Genomic DNA, 21,110 nt, shown 5'->3' on the forward strand with positions numbered 1-21,110 from the left:
GCTGCTAGCCCTCAGATGCCTCGATTTCGCATAACAGCGGGTGCTGGTTCTCCCGCGCGTACTGATTGACCTGGGTCGCCTTGGTCTCGGCAATGTCCCTGGTATAGATACCACATACGCCCTTGCCCTTGGTATGGACTGTCAGCATGACATGGGTCGCCTGTTCACGGTTCATGCGGAAGAACACTTCCAGCACCTCGACCACGAACTCCATGGGCGTGTAGTCATCATTCAGCAATACAACTTTGAACAGCGGCGGCTTCTTGAGTTCCGGCTTGGACTCCTGCAGCGTCAAGCCGCCGTCGTTGTCGCGCTGCTCATCGCCGGCAGACAGCCGCCAATGACCAACTACGGGTACTTCGTTCACGCCTTTCCTCTCATGTCGTTGCCATGACCAGATAGTGGATATGGGCTCATTATAAGTCAATTCAAGGTTGCGTGGCGGTGGAGGGTCACGCCGCCGGCGCCCGGTGACCCCAAGTGTATTCGTCACGGCAGGAGGTCGCCCCACACCTTGCGCCGCTCCGGACACGGCGTACGTATGCCGGGGGATGCGACAGCGTCAGGGGGGGTCGCCATCAGGGGGAATACCGTGAAGAACGGAGCACAAAAAAGGGCCCGTGTTGCCACGAGCCCTTGCTGGTAACGCCGCGAACGGAATTACATGTTGTCGATCAGTTTTTGACCAAACTCGGAACAGCTCACCAGCGTCGCCCCTTCCATCAGGCGCTCGAAGTCATAGGTGACCGTGCCGTTCTGGATGGCACCGTTCATGCCCTTGATGATCAGGTCGGCAGCCTCGTTCCAGCCCAGGTGGCGCAGCATCATTTCCGCCGAGAGGATCAGGGAACCGGGGTTGACCTTGTCCTGACCGGCGTACTTGGGCGCGGTACCGTGGGTCGCTTCGAACAGGGCGATGGTGTCGGACAGGTTGGCGCCGGGCGCGATGCCGATGCCGCCGACCTGGGCCGCGAGGGCATCGGACAAGTAGTCACCGTTCAGGTTCAGGGTGGCGATGACACTGTAGTCACCGGGTCGGGTCAGGATCTGCTGCAGCATGGCATCGGCGATGACGTCCTTGACAATGATGTCCTTGCCGCTCTTCGGGTTCTTGAACGTCACCCAGGGGCCGCCGTCCAGCAATTCCCCGCCAAATTCTTCCTGAGCCAGTTCATAGCCCCAGTCGCGAAAGGCGCCTTCGGTGAACTTCATGATGTTGCCCTTGTGCACCAGGGTCACGGAGGGCAGGTCCTGGTCGATCGCGTACTGGAAGGCCTTGCGCACCAGGCGCTTGGTGCCCTCCTCGGAGACCGGCTTGATGCCGATGCCCACTTCCTGCGGGAAGCGAATCTTGGTGGCGCCCATTTCCTTGATCAGGAAATCCACGACTTTCTGCGCTTCCGGAGTGCCGGCCTGGTATTCAATACCGGCGTAGATGTCTTCCGAGTTCTCGCGGAAAATGACCATGTTGCAGGAGCCGGGATCCTTCACCGGCGAGGGCACACCTTCGAACCAGCGCACCGGCCGCAGGCAGGTATAGAGGTCCAGCTCCTGACGCAGGGCCACGTTCAGGGAGCGAAAGCCGCCGCCTACCGGGGTCGTCAACGGGCCCTTGATGCCCACGGAGTACTCCTTGATCGCCGCCAGGGTCTCTTCCGGGAACCAGTCGCCATCGTACAACTCGGCTGCTTTCTCGCCGGTGTAGATTTCCATCCAGGAGATCTTCTTCTGGCCACCAAAGGCCTTCTCCACTGCGGCGTCAACCACGTTGATCATGACCGGGCTGATATCCACACCGATACCGTCGCCCTCGATGTAGGGGATGATCGGGTTGTTGGGGACGTTCAGGCTGAAGTCGTCATTGACCGTGATTTTTTCACCGGTCGCCGGCACCTGGATATGCTTGTAGCCCATAGATTGTTCTCCGTAGATGTGGGTCCATTGAATCTCGGGGTGCGGTATCCTTGCAGGATGCCCCTCTAAAACGGCGCCTAGTGTATCAGGTTTCCTGCTGTTTCTGATTAACCGGGGGCAGATTTTTGGCCGCACCCAGGAGCTTTGATGGCTACACTGATTCTCCTCAACAAGCCGTTCCAGGTGCTGAGCCAGTTCACTGACCGGGAACCTGCAGGTGCCGCGAGGGCAACCCTCGCGGATTATCTGCAGGCACCGGGCTTCCGTGTTGCCGGGCGCCTCGATTATGACTCCGAGGGGCTGTTGCTGCTGACTGATGACGGCCGATTGCAACAGCAGATTGCCAATCCACGCCACAAACTGTGGAAAACCTACTGGGTGCAGGTCGAGGGTATCGCCGACGATGCCGCTATCCTCAGCCTGCAAATTGGTGTGGAACTCAAGGACGGCCCCACCCTGCCCGCCAGGGTGCAGCGCATTCCGGAACCGGAAGGCCTCTGGCCCCGTGATCCACCGGTGCGCAGGCGTCTGACCGTTGCCGACAGCTGGCTGGAACTCAGCATTCGCGAAGGCCGCAACCGCCAGGTCCGGCGCATGACTGCGGCGGTGAACCTGCCCACCCTGCGCCTGATCCGCCACCGGGTTGGTGACTGGACGCTGCAGGGCCTGGCGCCGGGGGAGTACCGCCGCCTCGTGGTGCGCCGCCCGGTGTCGCGAGGCGGCTCAGCACGCGGCAAGCCAGCGCCAGGATCGCGGAGACAACCGTAATGTCGAGCTGGTATCCACATGTCACTGTCGCCACGGTGGTCGAGCGAAAAGGACACTATCTGCTGGTGGAAGAGCGGGACAAGAGCAGCGGCCGCATCGTCTTCAACCAGCCTGCGGGGCACCTCGAGCGCGGCGAGTCGCTGCAGCAGGCGGCCCTGCGGGAGACCCTGGAGGAAACCGGCTGGCTGGTGTCTCTCGAGGGGGTTCTGGGACTTGCGCTGTACAACGCGCCAGGCAACGGCGCGACCTACTATCGCACCACCTTCTGCGCCAGTGCGCTTGAGCCCCGGGCAGGGGCGAAGCTGGACCCGGACATCCTTGCCGTGCACTGGCTGGATTACGAGGCAATTGTGTCCAATTCTGCTAGAATGCGCAGCCCGCTGGTGCTCGCCGCTATCGAGCAGCACCGCAGCGGGCTCCGTTATCCGCTGGACCTGATTGCACCGCCATGAGCCTCAACGCAGCCACCACAGTGATCGTCGGCATGTCCGGCGGCGTCGACTCCTCCGTTGCCGCGCTGCTGCTCAAGGAGCAGGGCTACCGCGTCGAAGGCCTGTTCATGAAGAACTGGGAGGAAGATGACGGCACCGAATACTGCACCGCGAAGGAGGACTACGCGGACGCCCAGGCCGTTGCCGACAAGCTGGGGATCACCCTGCACGGGGCCAATTTCGCCGCGGAGTACTGGGATCACGTATTCGAGCACTTCCTCGCGGAATACCGCGCCGGCCGCACACCCAACCCGGACATCCTCTGCAATCGGGAAATCAAGTTTCGCGCTTTCCTCGACTACGCCCTGATGCTCGGTGCCGACTGCATTGCCACCGGACACTACGCACGCCGCGGCGAGTGCGAGGGCAAGGCCACCCTGCTGCGCGGTCTGGACAGCAACAAGGACCAGAGCTACTTTCTGCACGCCGTGGGCCACCGGGAGCTGGCCCAAACCCTGTTCCCGATCGGCGCTATCGAAAAACCCGAAGTCCGGGCGCTGGCACAGGCCCACGGCCTGGTGACGCACGGCAAAAAGGATTCCACCGGCATCTGCTTTATCGGCGAGCGCCGCTTCAAGGATTTCCTGCAGCAGTACCTTCCCGCCCAGCCCGGTGAGATTCACAGCCTGGAAGGCGAGCTGCTCGGGCGCCACCAGGGTCTGATGTACCATACCATCGGCCAGCGCCAGGGCCTGGGTATCGGCGGACTCGCCAATCACGACGATGCTCCCTGGTATGTCGTCGCCAAGGATCTGGAACGCAATGTCCTGCTGGTGGCCCAGGGCAACAACCACCCGGCGCTGTTCAGCAGCACGCTGCAGGCCGGCCAGCTGTGCTGGATCGCTGGCGAAGAACCAGCCCTGCCGCTGCGGTGCACGGCCAAGGTCCGCTACCGGCAGGCGGACCAGGAGTGCACGGTGACAGCCGCCGAAGATGGCTGCCGGGTGGCGTTCGACGCTCCCCAGCGCGCAGTCACACCGGGTCAGTCCGTGGTGTTCTACAGCGGCGAACGCTGTCTCGGAGGAGGTATCATTGAGCGCACCTGTTGAGGCGGGCCAACCGGGGCGCAGTGGCCTGGACGAGCAGACCATCGCCCTCGCGGGCGTCGCCCAGGCCGCGCGCCTGGTGGATCAGGTCTCGCGCACGGGATCCTGCCCACCGGCGTTCCTGCAGGCTTCGCTGAACAGTCTGTTTGCCTTCGACACGGACAGCGTTGAAGCGGTCTACGGTGGCCTGCCCGGGATCAAGCTGGGGCTGGACACACTGGCAATGGTGTTGCACAACCAGCACTCGCCGGAACAGCGGGATATGGTGCGCTACATTTTCAATCTGCTCTACCTGGAGCGCAAGTTCTCGGCGGACCCGGCCATGATGGCGGTCGTGCGCTCGCGACTGCAACACGCCAGCTTCCGCGCCGAGCATTTTGCCGCGCACAGCAAGGACATCTGCCACAGCGTCTCGGGCATCTATCAGGATACGCTGAGCAACCTGAAATTCCGGATCAAGGTCAGCGGCAGCGCCCAGCATCTGCAGAACAGCCAGACTGCGGACACCATCCGCGCCCTGCTGCTGGCGGGCATTCGCGCGACTTTCCTCTGGCGTCAGCTCGGTGGCCGGCGCTGGAAGCTGGTGCTGCAGCGTCGGGCCATCGGAGCCCGTGCACAGCGGCTGTCTCGCGAGCTGGACGTGATCTAACATTATTTGACAGGTTTTCTGGAGTACAGCATGGATCTCAATGCCCTCACCGCCGTATCGCCCATCGACGGCCGCTACGGCGCCAAAACCGCCAGCCTGCGCGAAGTCTTCAGCGAGTACGGCCTGATCAAGCGCCGCGTGCTGGTGGAGGTGCGCTGGCTGCAGCAGCTGGCGCGGATGCCAGACATTGCCGAGGTGCCGGCACTGTCGCCGGCCGCCCATAGCCTGCTGGAGCAGATTGCTACGGGGTTCACCCTGATCGATGCGCGCCGCATCAAGGACATTGAGGCCACGACCAACCACGATGTCAAGGCGGTGGAGTATTTCATCAAGGAGCGCTTTGCCGGCAACACCGAACTGGAGGCGATCTCCGAATTCGTGCACTTCGCCTGCACCTCCGAGGACATCAACAATCTGTCCCACGCACTGATGCTGCGGGACGGCATGGAGCAGGTGCTGCTGCCCGCCATGGGCCAGATCATCGGGGCCCTCACGGAACTGGCAGGCAGCCACGCCGAAGCGGCGATGCTGTCGCGGACTCACGGTCAGACTGCCAGCCCCACCACCATGGGCAAGGAAATAGCCAATGTGGTTGCCCGCCTGCAGCGGCAACTGCGACAACTGCAGTCAATGGAGTACCTGGGCAAAATCAATGGCGCGGTGGGCAACTACAATGCCCATCTCTCCGCCTACCCCGACGTCGACTGGCAGGCCAATGCCGAAGCGTTTGTCAGCGGCCTGGGGCTGACCTGGAACCCCTACACCACCCAGATTGAACCCCATGACTACATGGCCGAGCTGTTTGACGCCGTCGCCCGCTTCAACACCATCCTGGTGGACCTGGACCGTGATATCTGGGGCTACATTTCACTCGGTTACTTCAAGCAGCGCACCATCGCCGGTGAAGTGGGCTCATCCACCATGCCGCACAAGGTCAACCCGATCGACTTCGAAAATTCCGAGGGTAACCTGGGCCTGGCCAACGCCGTGTTCCAGCACCTGGCGGCGAAGCTGCCGGTCAGTCGCTGGCAGCGGGACCTGACCGATTCCACGGTGCTGCGCAACATGGGCGTGGGTTTCGGCTACAGCCTGATCGCCTACGAGGCCAGCCTCAAGGGCATTGGCAAGCTGCAGCTCAACGACGCCCGGCTGGCGGAGGACCTGGACCACAGCTGGGAGGTGCTCGCCGAACCCATCCAGACCGTCATGCGCCGCTACGGCATCGAAAAGCCCTACGAGAAACTCAAGGAACTGACCCGCGGCCAGGCCATGAACCGGGAAACCCTGGAACAATTCATCAACGCTCTTGCGCTGCCGCAAAAAGCCCGGGAGCAGCTGCTGGCGCTGACCCCGGCCCGCTACACCGGCAACGCGGCCGCCCAGGCCCGTGCCATCCGCGAGGACTGACGGCGCCATGCTGGCGCTGGACCAGAGCGACTTTCTCGCGCGCTACTGGCAGCGGGAGCCGCTGCTGATACGCGCGGGGGTACCCGACTTCGTACCGCCGGTCAGCGCGGAAGAACTGGCAGGGCTGGCCCTGGAGCCCGAGGTGGAGTCCCGCATTGCGGAATGTCGTGGCGACCCGGCAACCGCCGCGGCCTGGCAGCTCGAACACGGGCCTTTCCAGCCCAGTGACTTCGATCGCGGCCACCCCTGGACCCTGCTGGTACAGGGGGTTGATCAGCTGTTGGAGGAGGTCGCTGCACTACGGTCGCTGGCCGCCTTCATTCCCGGCTGGCGTCTCGACGACATCATGGTCAGCTACGCCAATGACGGTGGCGGCATTGGTCCCCACTACGATCTCTACGACGTATTTCTGCTGCAGGGCGCGGGCGAGCGCAGCTGGCGCATCGGCCAGCGCTGCGATGACACTACGTCGTTGCTGCCACACCCGGACCTGAAACTCCTGGCGGAGTTTCATGGCGAGGCGGAATACACGCTCCGCACCGGCGATGTACTGTACCTACCGCCCGGTGTTGCCCACTGGGGCATTTCCCGCGGTGACTCGACCTGTTTTTCCCTGGGCTTCAGGGCACCGCGCATGGCAGACCTGCTGTCACGCTGGTTGGATGCGCGCCTGGAGCACTTGCCACAGAGTCTGTTGCTGCGGGATCCGGGGCGCGACAGCGCGACTGCAGCGGGAGAAATCACTGGTGGCGACATTGACAATACACTGCAGCAGCTGCGAGCGCTGCTGGAGGCCGGCGGGGATGACAGCTGGTTTGGCGAGCTGGTGACCGAAAGCGTTCTGGAGCCACCCGCAGGCAGGGCACTGCGCAGACTTCATCTGCAGCTCGGCGAACCGGGCAGCGCAAGACTCGCACCCGGGGCGCGTGTTGCCTGGCAGGTGGCAGACACGGGCATCCGGGTATTTGCCAACGGTGCCAGCGAAGGCTTTCCCGCCTCTGCCAGGGATTCGCTGTGCATTTTGTGTGCGGGTGAACCGCTGCCCTTGCCGGCCGTTCCCACGGTACAATCCGTGCTGGAATTCCTGCTGGATCAGGGGGCCCTGGATGTCGACTGACACATTACCGGAACTGGAACTGCGCGTAGCGGCCTGGAACACTGACCGCGAGACCCTGCGCGCGCTGCGGGAGCAGGTATTCATTGTCGAACAGCAGGTACCGCGGGAAATCGAGTGGGACGGCCGCGACGAGGATGCCCTGCACGTTCTTGGGACCCTGGACGGCGTTCCCATTGCCTGCGGGCGCCTGCTGCCGGAGGGCAAGATCGGGCGCATGGCCGTGCTGGCGTCACACCGCGGCCATGGCTATGGCGCAGCGGTTTTACAGGCACTGGTCGACGCCGCCCGCGAACAGGGTTTGAACGAGGTCTACCTGCACGCCCAGCAGCATGCTGCCGACTTCTACCGCCGCGCCGGCTTCGAGCCTGAAGGCGAGCCCTTCGCGGAAGCGGGCATCGCCCATATCGCCATGCGCCAGCAGCTGCAGCCCCGCCTGGGCAGGGTCTACACCAGCGGCATTGAGTACCCGCAGCCCTTTGCCGATTGGGCGACGGCCCTGGCGACAGATGCCTCCCGGGAAATCTGCATTCTCAGCCCCGACCTGGACCACCGGGTATTCGACGACCGGGGCCTTGCCGAGGCGCTCAGCGCACTGGCCAGGCGCTCGCGCCAATCCCGGGTGCGGATCCTGGTCAGTGACTACAGGCCCATGGTGCAGCGCGGTCACCGTCTGCTGGCCCTGGCACGCCGCCTGCCTTCGTCGATACTGCTGCAACAATTGAACGAGCACCCGGACTGGAAAGGAGAAACCCTGGTAATAAAGGATCGCAGCGGCGTGCTCTGCAAGCCGGCAGAGGCGGACAAGGCCGCGTTCTGCGAACCCGACTCCCGCGCCAGGGCAGAGCGCTACCTGGACCTGTTCAATGAACTGTGGCGCCACAGCGCCCCGCATATCGAGTTTCGCAGCGTGCCGCTGTAGTCACTTCGCGATACTGGCGCCCAGCCAGCGCTGGGTCACCACACCCGCGGTCATGGAACCGTTGACGTTGAGCGCGGTGCGCGCCATGTCGATGAGCGGTTCGATGGAGATCAGCACCGCCGCCACCGTCACCGGAAACCCCATCGCCGGCAGCACGATCAGCGCGGCAAAGGTCGCCCCACCCCCCACCCCGGCCACGCCAAAGGAGCTGATGGCAATCACCCCGATCAATCCCGCCATGAAATCCAGCGCCAGCGGATCCAGCCCCATCGACGGCGCGATCATCACCGCCAGCATGGCCGGGTAGATCCCGGCGCAGCCGTTTTGGCCAATGGTCGCGCCCAGAGTGGCCGAGAGGCTGGCGATGGGCGTTGCCACGCGCAGCGACTCGACCTGGGTTTCCACGTTGAGCGGAATGGTCGCCGCCGAACTGCGCGAGGTAAAGGCAAAAGCCAGTACCGGCCACACCGCGCGAAAATAGGTGGGCAGGCCGACGCCGTGCAGCAGGAGCAGGCCAGCGTGGACCGCAAACATGATGGCAATCGCCAGATAGGAGGCGACCACGAAGGACAGCAACGTCACTATGTCCCCAGCGTCCGAACTCGCCACCACAGCGCCGATCAGGGCCAGGATACCGTAGGGGGTGAGCGCCATGACAATGTGTACCAGCCGCATCACGATCAGGCGCGTGGTTTCCACAAAGGCCTCGATCTGTGCACCACGGGAGGGATTGTCCCGGGCAACACCCAGTGCAGCAATGCCAAAGAGGATGCCAAACAGCACCACCGCGATGATCGAAGTGGGGCGGGCCTCGGTGAGGTCGTGGAAAATGTTCGCGGGCACGAAGCGCACCAGCACCTCGGGCAGACTGAGACCGGACACGGTTTCGTAGCGCTGCGCCAGCGCCTCGGCGGACGCCAGTTCACGAGCGCCCTGGGTGATGCTGTCGGCGGTAAGGCCAAAAGCGCTGGTGACCAGGATGCCCACCAACGCAGCGATCATCGTGGTGCCAATCAGCAGGCCGACCACGGCGCCACCAATGCGCCCCAGGTCCGCGACTTCGCGCAGCTTCAATACCGCGGCGACCATCATCACCAGGACCAGGGGCATGATGATCATGCGCAGGAGATTGATGTAGCCCGCTGCAACCACGCCGGTCCACTCCAGGGTCGCAGTCACGACAGTGGACTGGGTGCCGTACAGCAGCTGCAGCCCCAGACCATACACCACGCCCGCCACCAGTCCCGCCAGAATCTGGCGGGAGAGCTTCCAGCCGCGCCGGCGCAGGCTGAACAGAAACATGCACAGGGCAAGGAAAACAACAAGGTTGATCACGGCGAGCATGGACAGGCTTCCTGACGGCAACGGCACACGGCCATAACAGTAACGGCTCCCGGGGCCCTGTGCCAGCAGGGAGGGATCAGGCTTGCTTCAGCGCCCAAGCAGAATATCGAAGCCCACGCCGCTGGCGCTATAGCGATCGCCGTTGCTGTCATCCCAGTAGCCCTGGCTGCTGGCGGTCTCGTAGAACCGGTAGGTCACCAGAGTGCCCTCGCCGTCCAGGCTCAGGCGCCGGAGTTCGTCGCTGCGGCGGTTGTCGAGCAGATCATGCCCCAGCAGCTGATCGAGACGGGCATTGGCGAAAGCCATGCCGCCGCCGTGTCGGGGCTGGTGGTTGTAATAGGGGTTTGCGACCGTCGGTTTGCCCAGACCGTTCAGCAGTTGCTGGCTTGCCAGGTCAATCTCCACCCCATCGTGGGCTACTCCCAGGCGCAGGCCAAGGGCAAGCCGATCGGTCCCCGGTGCAAACTGCGCACTGCCGGCATCCAGCAGCACCACGCTGCCACTGCCCACGACCCGCCCACGCCCCTGCGCAAGATCGACCACCAGGGCGGTGTCCTCATCCACCCCGAAGCCGGCCTCAGCGCCGGTGGCGGCCAGGGCGCGAACCAGCCGTCCCAGCCGCGCCTTGCGATCAAAGTGCTGATCGACAATGCCGGCGGTAAAGAATCCCAGGCCCGGCAGCAGACTGAGGCGCCCGCTGTCCTGCTCCTCGGTCGCAGCATAGTGCTCCGCCAAGGGCTGCGTCAGCGCGGTAAAGCTGTCGCCACCCGCGATCATGTCCCGGCTCATAATTGCCGCCCCGGCACTGGTCCCTCCCACCACGGCACCCGCAGCCAGACGGGCGTCAACCAGGCGCAGCAAGGGGGACGCACTACCATCGGCCTTGCGCAGACTGGTGACGATACGAACCTGGTCTCCACCGGTAAACCAGAAGCCGGCGGCATCGGCCACAGCCGCGACCTGCGCAGCGTCCCAGGCATTGTCAGCCCAGCCGCTCTCGTCCAGTGCTTCAGTGGTCGGGTCATCCAGCAGCGCCAGCGGGAAGGTGACCAGCCGTTCCGGGGCCACACCGTAACCCTCTAGCGTGGCAGCGAAGCGCGCGGCACTGGTCGCAGGCTGACCGCTGGCCACCGGTATAATCACCACCGGGCCGGTCGCTGGAAGCCGTTCAATAAACGCCCGGTGCACCGCTTCATTATCGGTGCGCAGGGCGCCGCCAACAATGACCAGGCTGCCCTGGGCATGCACCTCGGCCGCCTGCGTCGCGGCAGCTGCCTGCGCTGCCACGGACCCGGGCTGGGCCAGGCCCCAGAGCAGGGCCAGCAGCAGAATCCGCCAGTAGCGCATCGGCATCACTCCTAGAAGCTGTGGGTATAGCGCAGAGTCAGGAAGCGGCCCATGGCATCGTGGTTGATGTAGTCCACGTTGGAGGACAGCCCCAGCACCTGCGGCGGCTCGCGATCGAACAGGTTGCGCACCGACAGCGACAGGTTGCTGACCTCGCTGAGGTCATAACCCACGCTCATGTCCCAGACCGTCCAGGAAGGCACGTTCACCTGCGCATCGGCGGGCAGGCCCACGGCCTCAAGGGTGCGCGGCGCCGGGTCATCGCGGTAGCCGTCGGTGTGGCGCACCCCAAGGCTGGCACGCCAGGCATCGATGCTGTAGCGCAGGCGGGCGTTGGCCAAGAGCTCCGGAAAACGGAACTCGCCGGCTTCATCGATCACCGGGGAGGCGCTGGAGGCCTGGCGCTCGAACTCCAGCAGGTAGGTGATATCCGCGGTAAAGGTCAGGGTGCCGGGGCCGGCATCCAGGACCTGGGTGTAGGTCAGGTCCACACCCTGGACATCCTCGAAGCCCAGATTCGTCAGCTGGAAGTGGGCGTCGACCACGAAGTCGTTGACCACCTCCAGACCCGGCGTACCGGTGGCCAGCTCGCCCTCGCCCACGACCGCGAACTCGCCATTCAGGGCGCGGCGGATGAAGTCGTCCTCGTCGATACCAATGACGTTCTCGTAACTGATATTCCAGTAATCGAGGGTGATATCGATGTCATTGGTCGGGGTAACGAGCATGCCGATGCCCCAGGTATCGGCCTCCTCTGGCTCGAGGTCGTCGTTGGACACGTCTTCCGAGAGCAGGGCTTCACCGCTGGCCCCGGCGTCGCCGGCACAGGCCGCGGGGGTTTCCCCACAGTCCACCGTGTAGGAACTGAGCAACGTACCTGCGCCGACCTGGGCCAGCGACGGCGCGCGGAAGGACGTCGAGTAGTTACCGCGGAATACCAGGCTCTCCAGCGGCTGGTAGCGCAGGGACACCTTCGGATTGAAGTCACTGCCAAAGCTGTCGTAATCGTCGTAGCGACCGGCCAGCTGCAGGTCGAGATTGTCCGTCAGGGGAATATAGAATTCCGCAAACAGCGCCCACTGGTCGCGCTCGGCGTCGGCGGAGGTCGAGCTGAAGCCCAGGATCGGCTCCGGGTTGAAGGTGGTCGCCACCGCCACACCCGCCGGTGTGTCGCGCACTTCCTCCCGGCGCCATTCACCGCCCACGGCCAGCTGCACAGTGCGGCCGTTGAAGTCGAATACCGGGCCTGATGCGACCGCATCCAGCGCGAACAGCTCGGATTCGCCGTTGCGCTCCGCTGTGGTGCGAATCGCTTCATCGATGCCGTCTGCCTGCTGGGTCTGGCCGCCGAAGGGGTTGTACCACAGTGTCGTCTTGCCCTGCTCTTCGCAGGTATCGCCAACAAAGCTGGCGCTGGGGCGCACCAGATTCACGTCCCAGCGCTCTACCCGGCTACCGTCAGTGCAGAGATTGCCGAGGTTGGCGTCGTAGAACGCCTCGGACACTACCAGGCCGGAAATCCCGCGCTGGGTGGATTCGTTGCGACCGTAGGTCAGTGCCGATTCCAGCTGCCAGCCGGCGCTGAGATCCATTTCGATGCCGGACACCACGCGCAGCGTTTCCGACTCCACGTTCACCGCCCGCGGCTCGGGGAACTTGCCCCAGGCGAAGATCGGGAAACCGTAGAAATCGCTGAATTGCTCCAACCCCTCAATGCTGCCCTCCTCGACCATGTCCTCCACCAGGGCCTCGGGCCACAGCGGGCTCTCCGGATCAATGGGCGTGCGCGAGAAGTTGGCGGGAGAGCTGGTGCCGTTGGAATCCGTTTTCTGGTAGATCGCCTCATTGAACCAGCGGAAGCCCTCCCGGGGCGTAAATTCATAGGTCAGCATGCCGCCGATGCTCTCGTACTCGTCCAGCACCGAGACAAAGCGGTTGTTGTTGACCTCGCAGAATTCGCCGAGGTTGCCGCTGCCAAAATCCTCCGCGGCGCAGCCACCATCGGCGGGCTCCTCGGTCTGGTCGAAGAACATGAAGAACAGGTCGTTGAAGGAGGGATGGAAGCCCTGCTGGCTGGGTCGCACGGAATCGCGGCTGATTTCCCGGTCACGGGCAAAGGTCGCGGAGCGGTCATAGTAGTCCACCAGCGCCATCACGTGATGGCGCTCGTTGCCGGCGCCCGCCAGGAGATTGAGATTGCGCCGGCTGTCATCGGTGCTCTCCCAGGAGTCGCCGTAGGAACCGGAAATCTCGATGCCTTCGTAATCCCGGCGCAGCACATAGTTCACCACCCCTGCAACAGCGTCAGCGCCGTAGGTGGCGGAGGCGCCGTTGGGCAGAATCTCGATCCGCTCGATGGCCGCGGCAGGGATGGAGTTGATGTCGATAAACGAGGCCTGGCCGTTGGCGAAGGCGCTGACAGAGGCACGGCGGCCGTTGATCAGGGTCAGGGTTGAACCGGTGCCGAGGCCGCGCAGGGATACCGAGGAAGCGCCCACCGGGGTGTCCCCGGAAAGCGCGCCCGCGGTCGAGGTGGAAAAGGTGCCGGTGCCACCACCGGTGACGGTCAGGTCCTGCATCAGTTCACCGATGCTCTCCGCCCCGGAGGTGAGAATATCCTCGCGATTGATCTGTATGGCCTGTACCGCGCCCTTCAGGTCCAGGCCCTTGATGTGGGTACCGGTGACCAGCACTTCTTCCAGCGCCGGCGCTCCGGACTGGGCAGTGGCTGGCAGGCTCAGCGCTGCGGCAGCGAGACTGCAGGCGATGACGAGAGGGCGCGGACTCATGTGTCTAGGTGTGCGTTGCATGGTAATGCTCTCCGGAAAGTCAGGATTGAACGGTAATGGGAGTAACGGTGAGATCGTTGTCACGCAGCAGCCACTGGCCCCGACACATGACGTCCTCGAGACGCCCGGTTTCGGGGTCGAACAGCAACAGGTCGGCGTCCGCGCCAGGGGCAATACAGCCCTTGCGCGTGAGGCCCAGGGCGCGGGCGGGATTCGAGGTCATGGCCGCCAGCACCGGTTCCAGATCAGTCACGCCACGCCGCAGTGCCTCGCGCAGCAGCGCCAGCAATGCGCCTGGCCCCGCCTGCTGTAGCCCGCACAGCTCACCGTCCCGATACAGGGGCAGGGAGCCGCCGGCGTCCGAGGACAGGGTGATGCAGGCGGGATCCACGCCGGCCTCCAGGGCCTGCAGCAGCCCGTCCAGCGCCGGCACTTCCCCGGCAGCGATGAATTCCGGAGTGGTCGACGCGGTAAAGTCGATCGTGGCACCGCGGCGGGCAAGGTCAAACGCTTCCAGCAACAGTGCCTGATTGCGATTGCAGTGGGTTGGAATGAAGCTGCTGCCCGGCAGAGCCGAGTCCGCCAGCGCCGCGCGCAGGGGGGCAAGACGCTGTTCGCCCTCGCCCACATGAACCAGTACCGCGCCCCGCTTGCCGGCAATGGTCGCGCCGAGGCGGCTTTCCGACGCCAGCCGACGCAGCTCCGCCGGACTGGGCTGGGTGCCGCGGTGATCAGCGATGGCGACCTCGCCGACGCCGATCACGGGCTCGATCAAGACCAGGTCCCGAGCCACATCACCGGTCAGGGTGACCGGGGGCACCCGGTAGGAACCGCTGTACATGTAGGCATCCAGTCCGCGGGCGCGCAAGGCCATGACGCTGGCATAGAGAACCTCCAGGCTGCGACCCAGGGCATCGGTCCCCAGCGCACCCACCGGGCAGGTGACCCCGGCGCGGACAAAGTCCGCCAGCGACAACTCGGCAGTGCGGTTGCCAAAGCCACCCTCACCACCGCCGCCGCAGGGGTGGGTCAGCAGGTCGACGAAGCCGGGCAGCAACCAGCGGCCGCCGGCATCAAGCCGCTGCAGCGCTGCACCCTGAAGGTCAATCTGCGTGGCAACCGCGGCAATGCGTCCGTCCGCGACCAATACTTGCTGCACGCCAAGTGGCCGGGGTGCATGGACGAAAGCGTTGTCAATCAGAGTAAGCATCAAGTCTCCAAACCGTAATCGCTACTGGTAACCAACGGCGCTGGCAACCAGGATTCCCACACTGGCCAGCACCAGCAGCACCAACAGAAACACTGCGCTGGCTCGCAGCCACTGCAGCCAGTCCACACGCGCGGCGCCGAGACTGGCCATGAGTCCTGCGGAGGTGGGTACCGCGATGTTGGTCAGCCCGTCCCCCAACTGGAAGGCCAGGACGGCGATCTGGCGGCTGACGCCAACCAGGTCGGCCAGCGGCGCCATCAGCGGCATGGTCAGCGCCGCCTGGCCCGACCCTGAGCTGACGAAGAAATTGAACAGACTCTGGCCCAGCAGCATCAGCCAGGCGGCAAGCATTGCCGGCAGCCCGCCGAGTGCCGCACTGGCGTGATAGAGAAAGGTATTCAACAGGCTCGGCGCGGTCGGGTCGTCGCCACCGAGCAAAAACACGATGCCGCGGGCAAAGCCGACCACCATCGCCGCCGGCAACAAATCCATGGCGCCGCGGCGAAACGCCTCCACGGCGGCGTTGGCGGTGAGATCGTTGAGTCGAAAGAAGCAGCCTAGTGCGCCAGCCAGGATGCCCAGCACCGCGAACTGGGTCGCGATCTCGGGCAGGTAGTAGCCGGCGGCCACCACACCCCAGATCAACCAGGCTATGGTCAGGAACAGGGCCGCGAGAATCCAGCGGTCACCGTGCCGAAGGGGCGCATCGAGATTCTCCGTGACCACGGCCAGCCCCTGCTGGGGCTCAGCCCGGTGACGGGCGGCATAGTGAAGGGTAAGCAGGAGGCCGCTCAGGGTAAAGACAAGCCACAGTCCGAGGCGGAATTCCATGCCACTGAGCAGCGGGAGGCCCGCGATACCCTGGGCAATGGCAAGGCTGAAAGGATTCATCCAGGAAGTGGCAAAGCCAATCTGGGTGGCGACATAGGTCACCATCACGGTGGTCACGCCGTCATAACCCAGGCGCCGCATGACCGGCAGCAGCATCAGCACAAAGGGGGCCACCTCCTCACCCATGCCAAACACCGCACCGCTAAGGGAGAACACCAGGAACAGGCTACTCAGGAGCAGATTGCTGTTGTCGCCACAGAGCCCCGCAATCCGGCCGATGCCGCGGTCAATGGCACCAGTGGCCATCACCACGCCGAAGGCACCGCCGGTGACCAGGATAAAGGCGATAATGCCCACCGCGCCGCCGCTGCGGCTGCCGGACACCAGGCCCTCATACAGAGCGTTAAACAAGCCAGGCTGCCCATCGCTGGCAAACAGCGGCAAGCCCCCGGTAGGAACGCTGCGAAAGCTGTCGGGTTCAATCAGGGAAACGACCCGACCATCGCGGAGCATTTCCTCAACCGCGAACACCCCGGGATCAACCAGGAAGCTCACACCGTACACCAGCAGCGCGATGGCACCCAGAATCAGGTAGGTATCGGGCATCCGCGAGGACGCATTGCTCCCCGCCTCACTCGCCATCGACGACATTGCTCCCCTGGTCGAGTATGCGATTGATACGGGACAGGGCCTCCACCGCCTCGTCCTTGTGGTGGCTGCCGATCTCCACGATCAGGGCGTTCAGCAGTACGTCGACAGCAGCAGTGGTGCTGGTGAAGGTCATGCCCTGGGCGGACACCAGTAGCGGGTGGGTGGCCAGGGCCACCGCCGGCGCCGTGGCCCGATCGGTTATGGCGACCGTTGTCACGCCCCGCTCCGCCGCTTCCTGCAGCACTTCCAGGGTGTCCCGCGAATAGGGAGGGAAGGAGAAGGCGAGCACGATATCCGTTGCCCGCAGCGTTGCGAGCTGTTCCCGGGGAGAGGTGTAGCGTGTTCCCAGACTATTGGCACGCAGCCCGTGTTCGGTGAACAGGTAGGCGGCGAGATCCGCGAGGTGGGCGGAAATACCCAGGCCAAAGGTAAAAATATGGTCACCGCGAAACAGCGCGGTGGCGGCGCCGCGGAACTGGGCCCGGTCCAGCTCATCCACCGTGCGTCCGATATTGTGCACCGCCAGCCGGGCGACAGCAGCCAGAGCGTCCTTGTGGATGTCCTGGCGCGGAGGCGCACCGCCGCCGCTGGCCTGCAGGGCGCGCTCCTCACGCAGGGCTTCTACCAGCGCCATTTTCAGGCGGGCATAGCCGCTGTAGCCGATGCGCTGGGCAAAGCGGACTACCGTCGCCTCGGAGGTGCCGGTGGTCTCGGAAATCTCCAGAATGGACAGGAACGGTGCTTCGGACAGGTGATTGAGCAGATAATCGGCGATCACGCGCTGCTGGCGACTGAGCTCGCCCGAGTGCTGGAGAATCCTCTGGCGCAGCCCGGGACCGCCATCAGCCTGCATCTTTTTTGATTTATTTTCTTTCATGCTTTAATCCTATATGTAGGTTTTATTTCAGTCAAAGAAATTGTTCAAAAAATACTTTTACATATTATTGTTTATATTCAGAGGCTTAAACGGTATTTGTTAGGTATTTTATAGAATAGATGAAAATATATTTCAGGATTGATGAAATATTTCCTTCACTATGGGACACGTTAGGCGGGGGAATTCGTTGCAGATGTGGCAGCAGCGGGCCTGCCGGGAGCAGTTGGGGCGGGCTCAGTCAGGCAGCAAAAGACCCACCTCGTTGCCCTCATAGACCAACGCCCAGGTCTTCAGGTTACGGCAGGATTCCTCCGAAGCGCGCAGCAGGCGCCCGTCCGTGAGCGCGAAACGATAGTGGTGCAGGGGACATTCCAGCATGCCGTGCTCAATGCGAGCGTTTTCCAGGGGATGCTCCCGATGCGGGCAGCGGGGTTCGATCAGGTACACTTCGCCTTGGTCCTGCAGCAACAGAAGCGCCAGTGCGTCAAAGCGAAAGTGACGCCGGTAGCCGTCGTGTAGATTGATAAGTTTTTCCAGGGGCTGGAAACGCATGGGGGTCAGTCCACTGACAGCCGGCTAATCGGAATAGCAGCTCACTTGCCTACAATAGCTCAATAAGCCGCCGTGCGGCCAGATAGGCCGTGGTACTGCCCTCCTCCACCGCCTGCTCCAGCTTCGGCAACAGGGCGCTGATACGCGGATTCTGTCGCAGGCGCTGCAGCAACAATTCATGCAGCAGCTGCCGCATCCAGTCGCGGTTCTGGCGCGCGCGCTTGCGCTGGAACGCGTCGGCCTTGAGGGCCTGGAAATAATAGTCCACGATCATGCCCCAGGCCGCGTCGATGCCCTGGTTCTTCAGCGCCGAGCAGGTCACTACCTGCGGGGTCCAGAAACTGCTGTGGCGCAGCAGGTGCATGGCCGACAAATAGTGCTGCCGGGCCTGCTTGGCGAGCATCACGCTGTCGCCGTCGGCCTTGTTGATTACCAGGGCGTCGGCCAGTTCCATAATGCCTTTCTTGATCCCCTGCAGCTCGTCACCCCCGCCCGGCAGCATCAGCACCATGAAGAAGTCCACCATGCCGGCCACCTGGTACTCGGACTGGCCGACCCCCACGGTTTCCACCAGGATCACGTCGTAACCGGCAGCCTCGCACAGAAGCATGGTTTCCCGGGTTTTCTGCGCCACGCCGCCGAGGGCTCCAGAGGATGGCGACGGCCGGATAAAGGCCTCGTCGCGACGCGACAGCTGTTCCATGCGGGTCTTGTCGCCGAGAATCGAGCCTCCCGCTATGGGCGAGCTGGGGTCCACCGCCAACACCGCGACTTTCTTGCCCTGGCTGATCAGATAGAGGCCGAAGGTCTCGATAAAGGTCGACTTGCCGACTCCGGGCACCCCGGATATGCCGACGCGGATGCTGTTGCCGGTGTCGGGCAACAGCGCCTCCAGCACGTGCTGGGCCTCTTCCCGATGAGTCTCCAAAGAGCTCTCCACCAGGGTAATGGCCTTGGCCAGGGCGCGTCGGTTGCCCCCGCGCAACGCCTCGAGATCAATCCCGGTCACAGCGTCAGGCCGCGCCCTGGGCCTCGTTGACCGCGTCCAGCACGTCCCGGGCACAGACCGGAATCGGGGTGCCCGGACCGAAGATGCATTTGACCCCGGCCTCGTAGAGGAAGTCGTAGTCCTGCCGCGGAATCACGCCGCCGGCAATCACCACGATATCCTCCGCGCCCTGCTTGCGCAGCTCTTCCACCAGCTGCGGAATCAGGGTCTTGTGACCCGCTGCGAGCGATGAGGCGCCGACCACGTGCACGTCGTTCTCGATCGCCTGCCGGGCGACTTCTTCCGGCGTGGAAAACATCGGTGACAGGTCGATATCGAAGCCGACATCGGCAAAGGCGGTGGCGACCACTTTGGCACCACGGTCGTGACCGTCCTGGCCCATCTTGCACACCAGCATGCGCGGACGGCGGCCGTATTTGGCCACAAACTCATCGATATCCATGCTGATCCCCTGCCAATTCTCGTCCTGCTGGAAGGCGGAGCCGTAGACGCCGGACACGGTCTGGGCCTGGGCATTGAAGCGGCCGAACTCGCGCTCCATGGCGAAGGAGATTTCCCCCACCGTGGCCCGGCGCCGGGTCGCCTCGATGGACAATTCCAGCAGGTTGCCCTCGCCACTGACCGCCGCCTGGTAGATCTGCTCGAGGATGTCTTCCACCGCAGCCTCATCACGATTCTCCCGGACCTTTGCCAGCCGCGCCAGCTGGGAAGTGCGTACCGCATCGTTATCGATCTGCAGCACATCAAACACGCTGGCATCATCGGTGCGGTACTTGTTGACCCCGACGATGACATCCTCGCCGCGGTCGATCCGGGCCTGCTTGCGCGCCGCAGCCTCTTCGATGCGCAGCTTGGGCATGCCGGTCTCGATCGCCTTGGCCATGCCGCCGGCCTGCTCGACCTCTTCGATCAGCTCCCAGGCCTTGTCGGCGATCGACTGTGTCAGGCTTTCCATCATGTAGGAGCCGCCCCAGGGATCAACGACATTGGTGATGCCGGTTTCTTCCTGGATAATCAGCTGGGTATTGCGGGCTATGCGGGCGGAAAACTCCGTGGGCAGGGCAATCGCCTCGTCCAGGGCGTTGGTATGCAGGGACTGGGTGCCGCCAAAGACCGCCGCCATGGCTTCGATGGTGGTGCGCACCACGTTGTTGTAGGGGTCCTGTTCGGTCAGCGACCAGCCGGAGGTCTGGCTGTGGGTGCGCAACATCGAGCTCTTCGGATTCTTCGGATTGAACTCGCTGACGATCCGTGTCCACAGCAGGCGCGCTGCGCGCAGCTTGGCGATCTCCATGTAGAAGTTCATGCCGATGCCCCAGAAGAAGGACAGGCGCGGCGCAAACTCATCGATATCGAGGCCCGCCGCCAGGGCGGTGCGGATGTACTCCTTGCCGTCTGCCAGGGTGTAGGCCAGTTCCAGCGCGGCGTTGGCACCGGCCTCCTGGATGTGGTACCCGGAGATCGAAATGGTATTGAACCGGGGCATGTTGCGCGAGCAATAGGCGATGATGTCGCCGATGATCTTCATGCTCGGCGCCGGCGGGTAGATGTAGGTGTTGCGCACCATGAATTCTTTCAGAATGTCGTTCTGGATGGTGCCCGCCAATTGCTCCTGTTTCACGCCCTGCTCTTCCGCGGCCACGATATAGCCCGCCAGGATCGGCAGCACCGCACCGTTCATGGTCATCGATACCGAGACCTGCTCCAGCGGAATGCCGTCGAAGAGTATTTTCATATCCTCGACGGAATCAATGGCGACACCGGCCTTGCCAACGTCGCCGGCCACCCGCGGGTGATCGGAGTCATAGCCGCGGTGGGTGGCGAGGTCGAAGGCCACCGACACGCCCTGTCCCCCGGCGGCGAGTGCCTTGCGGTAAAAGGCATTGGATTCCTCGGCGGTGGAGAAGCCCGCGTACTGGCGGATGGTCCAGGGGCGGCCCGCATACATGGTGGCCTGGGGCCCGCGCAGGTAGGGCGAGAGTCCCGGCATGGTATTGGTGTACTGCAGGTTTTCCAGGTCTTCAGCGGTATACAGGGGCTTGACGTCGATCCCTTCCGGCGTGTTCCAGGTCAGCGCGTCGATACCCTTGCCCTTGAGGCTTTTCTCCGCTTCAACACGCCAGCTTTCAGGGTTGGCACTGGCCGGGTCGTAGATCTTGTCGCTCATGGTAACTGTCTCCGCGGGCCCG

The 21,110-nt window shown here is 63.8% G+C and carries 18 protein-coding genes; 7 read left to right on the top strand and 11 right to left on the bottom strand.

Going from position 1 to position 21,110, the window contains the following annotated elements:
• Positions 1-4: 4 nt before the first annotated feature.
• The gene (clpS, locus tag RLO07_RS17020; RefSeq protein ID WP_462293332.1) at positions 5-367 is read right to left on the bottom strand and encodes an ATP-dependent Clp protease adapter ClpS; all 363 of its coding nucleotides are present in this window, start codon (positions 365-367) and stop codon (positions 5-7) included.
• A gap of 293 nt (positions 368-660) precedes the next feature.
• Positions 661-1,914 carry an NADP-dependent isocitrate dehydrogenase gene (gene icd, locus RLO07_RS17025; protein ID WP_462293333.1) on the bottom strand — a complete coding sequence of 418 codons (1,254 nt, stop codon included), beginning with the start codon at positions 1,912-1,914 and terminating at the stop codon, positions 661-663.
• Positions 1,915-2,061: 147 nt separating this feature from the next.
• On the opposite strand from icd, the gene RLO07_RS17030 reads away from it, so the two are divergent.
• The 7 genes from RLO07_RS17030 to RLO07_RS17060 are packed head-to-tail and all read left to right on the top strand — an operon-like array spanning position 2,062 to position 8,311.
• Positions 2,062-2,682, top strand: coding sequence for a pseudouridine synthase (locus tag RLO07_RS17030; protein ID WP_462293334.1), 621 nt, complete (start codon positions 2,062-2,064; stop codon positions 2,680-2,682).
• Positions 2,682-3,134, top strand: coding sequence for an NUDIX hydrolase (locus tag RLO07_RS17035; RefSeq protein ID WP_462293335.1), 453 nt, complete (start codon positions 2,682-2,684; stop codon positions 3,132-3,134). The genes RLO07_RS17030 and RLO07_RS17035 overlap by 1 nt, the downstream gene beginning before the upstream one ends.
• A complete protein-coding gene (gene mnmA, locus RLO07_RS17040) occupies positions 3,131-4,222 on the top strand; it encodes a tRNA 2-thiouridine(34) synthase MnmA (RefSeq protein ID WP_462293336.1) in 1,092 nt (363 codons plus the stop codon). Before RLO07_RS17035 ends, mnmA begins: the two co-directional genes overlap by 4 nt.
• The gene (hflD, locus tag RLO07_RS17045; RefSeq protein ID WP_462293337.1) at positions 4,206-4,868 is read left to right on the top strand and encodes a high frequency lysogenization protein HflD; all 663 of its coding nucleotides are present in this window, start codon (positions 4,206-4,208) and stop codon (positions 4,866-4,868) included. The genes mnmA and hflD overlap by 17 nt, the downstream gene beginning before the upstream one ends.
• Positions 4,869-4,898: 30 nt before the next feature.
• Positions 4,899-6,275, top strand: coding sequence for an adenylosuccinate lyase (gene purB, locus RLO07_RS17050; RefSeq protein ID WP_462293338.1), 1,377 nt, complete (start codon positions 4,899-4,901; stop codon positions 6,273-6,275).
• A gap of 7 nt (positions 6,276-6,282) precedes the next feature.
• Positions 6,283-7,392: a cupin domain-containing protein gene (locus RLO07_RS17055; protein WP_462293339.1), complete on the top strand. Its 1,110-nt coding sequence runs from the start codon at positions 6,283-6,285 to the stop codon at positions 7,390-7,392.
• Entirely contained in the window at positions 7,382-8,311 is a 930-nt protein-coding gene (locus RLO07_RS17060) for a GNAT family N-acetyltransferase (protein WP_462293340.1), read from the top strand. Before RLO07_RS17055 ends, RLO07_RS17060 begins: the two co-directional genes overlap by 11 nt.
• Here RLO07_RS17060 and RLO07_RS17065 read toward each other — a convergent pair whose 3' ends face one another.
• The 9 genes from RLO07_RS17065 to scpA form a co-directional block, all read right to left on the bottom strand.
• Entirely contained in the window at positions 8,312-9,655 is a 1,344-nt protein-coding gene (locus RLO07_RS17065) for a cation:dicarboxylate symporter family transporter (RefSeq protein ID WP_462293341.1), read from the bottom strand.
• Between the two features lie 87 nt (positions 9,656-9,742).
• Positions 9,743-11,002 (bottom strand): cyanophycinase, encoded by a 1,260-nt coding sequence (locus RLO07_RS17070; protein WP_462293342.1) that lies wholly within the window; start codon positions 11,000-11,002, stop codon positions 9,743-9,745.
• An 11-nt stretch (positions 11,003-11,013) separates the two neighbouring features.
• Positions 11,014-13,812, bottom strand: a complete 2,799-nt coding sequence (locus RLO07_RS17075; RefSeq protein WP_462293343.1) for a TonB-dependent receptor — start codon at positions 13,810-13,812, stop codon at positions 11,014-11,016.
• A 19-nt stretch (positions 13,813-13,831) separates the two neighbouring features.
• Positions 13,832-15,001, bottom strand: a complete 1,170-nt coding sequence (iadA, locus tag RLO07_RS17080; protein ID WP_462293344.1) for a beta-aspartyl-peptidase — start codon at positions 14,999-15,001, stop codon at positions 13,832-13,834.
• A 21-nt stretch (positions 15,002-15,022) separates the two neighbouring features.
• Positions 15,023-16,474 carry a putative basic amino acid antiporter YfcC gene (gene yfcC, locus RLO07_RS17085; RefSeq protein ID WP_462293345.1) on the bottom strand — a complete coding sequence of 484 codons (1,452 nt, stop codon included), beginning with the start codon at positions 16,472-16,474 and terminating at the stop codon, positions 15,023-15,025.
• The gene (locus tag RLO07_RS17090) at positions 16,464-17,360 is read right to left on the bottom strand and encodes a MurR/RpiR family transcriptional regulator (protein WP_462293346.1); all 897 of its coding nucleotides are present in this window, start codon (positions 17,358-17,360) and stop codon (positions 16,464-16,466) included. Before RLO07_RS17090 ends, yfcC begins: the two co-directional genes overlap by 11 nt.
• Before the next feature lie 234 nt (positions 17,361-17,594).
• Positions 17,595-17,912, bottom strand: a complete 318-nt coding sequence (locus RLO07_RS17095; RefSeq protein WP_462293347.1) for a Rieske (2Fe-2S) protein — start codon at positions 17,910-17,912, stop codon at positions 17,595-17,597.
• A gap of 49 nt (positions 17,913-17,961) precedes the next feature.
• Positions 17,962-18,921, bottom strand: a complete 960-nt coding sequence (gene meaB / locus RLO07_RS17100) for a methylmalonyl Co-A mutase-associated GTPase MeaB (protein WP_462293348.1) — start codon at positions 18,919-18,921, stop codon at positions 17,962-17,964.
• Between the two features lie 4 nt (positions 18,922-18,925).
• Positions 18,926-21,088: a methylmalonyl-CoA mutase gene (scpA, locus tag RLO07_RS17105; RefSeq protein WP_462293349.1), complete on the bottom strand. Its 2,163-nt coding sequence runs from the start codon at positions 21,086-21,088 to the stop codon at positions 18,926-18,928.
• Between the last annotated feature and the right edge of the window lie 22 nt (positions 21,089-21,110).

The sequence above is a fragment of the Haliea sp. genome, from assembly GCF_040221975.1.
In the GTDB taxonomy this organism is placed as follows: Bacteria; Pseudomonadota; Gammaproteobacteria; order Pseudomonadales; family Halieaceae; genus Haliea.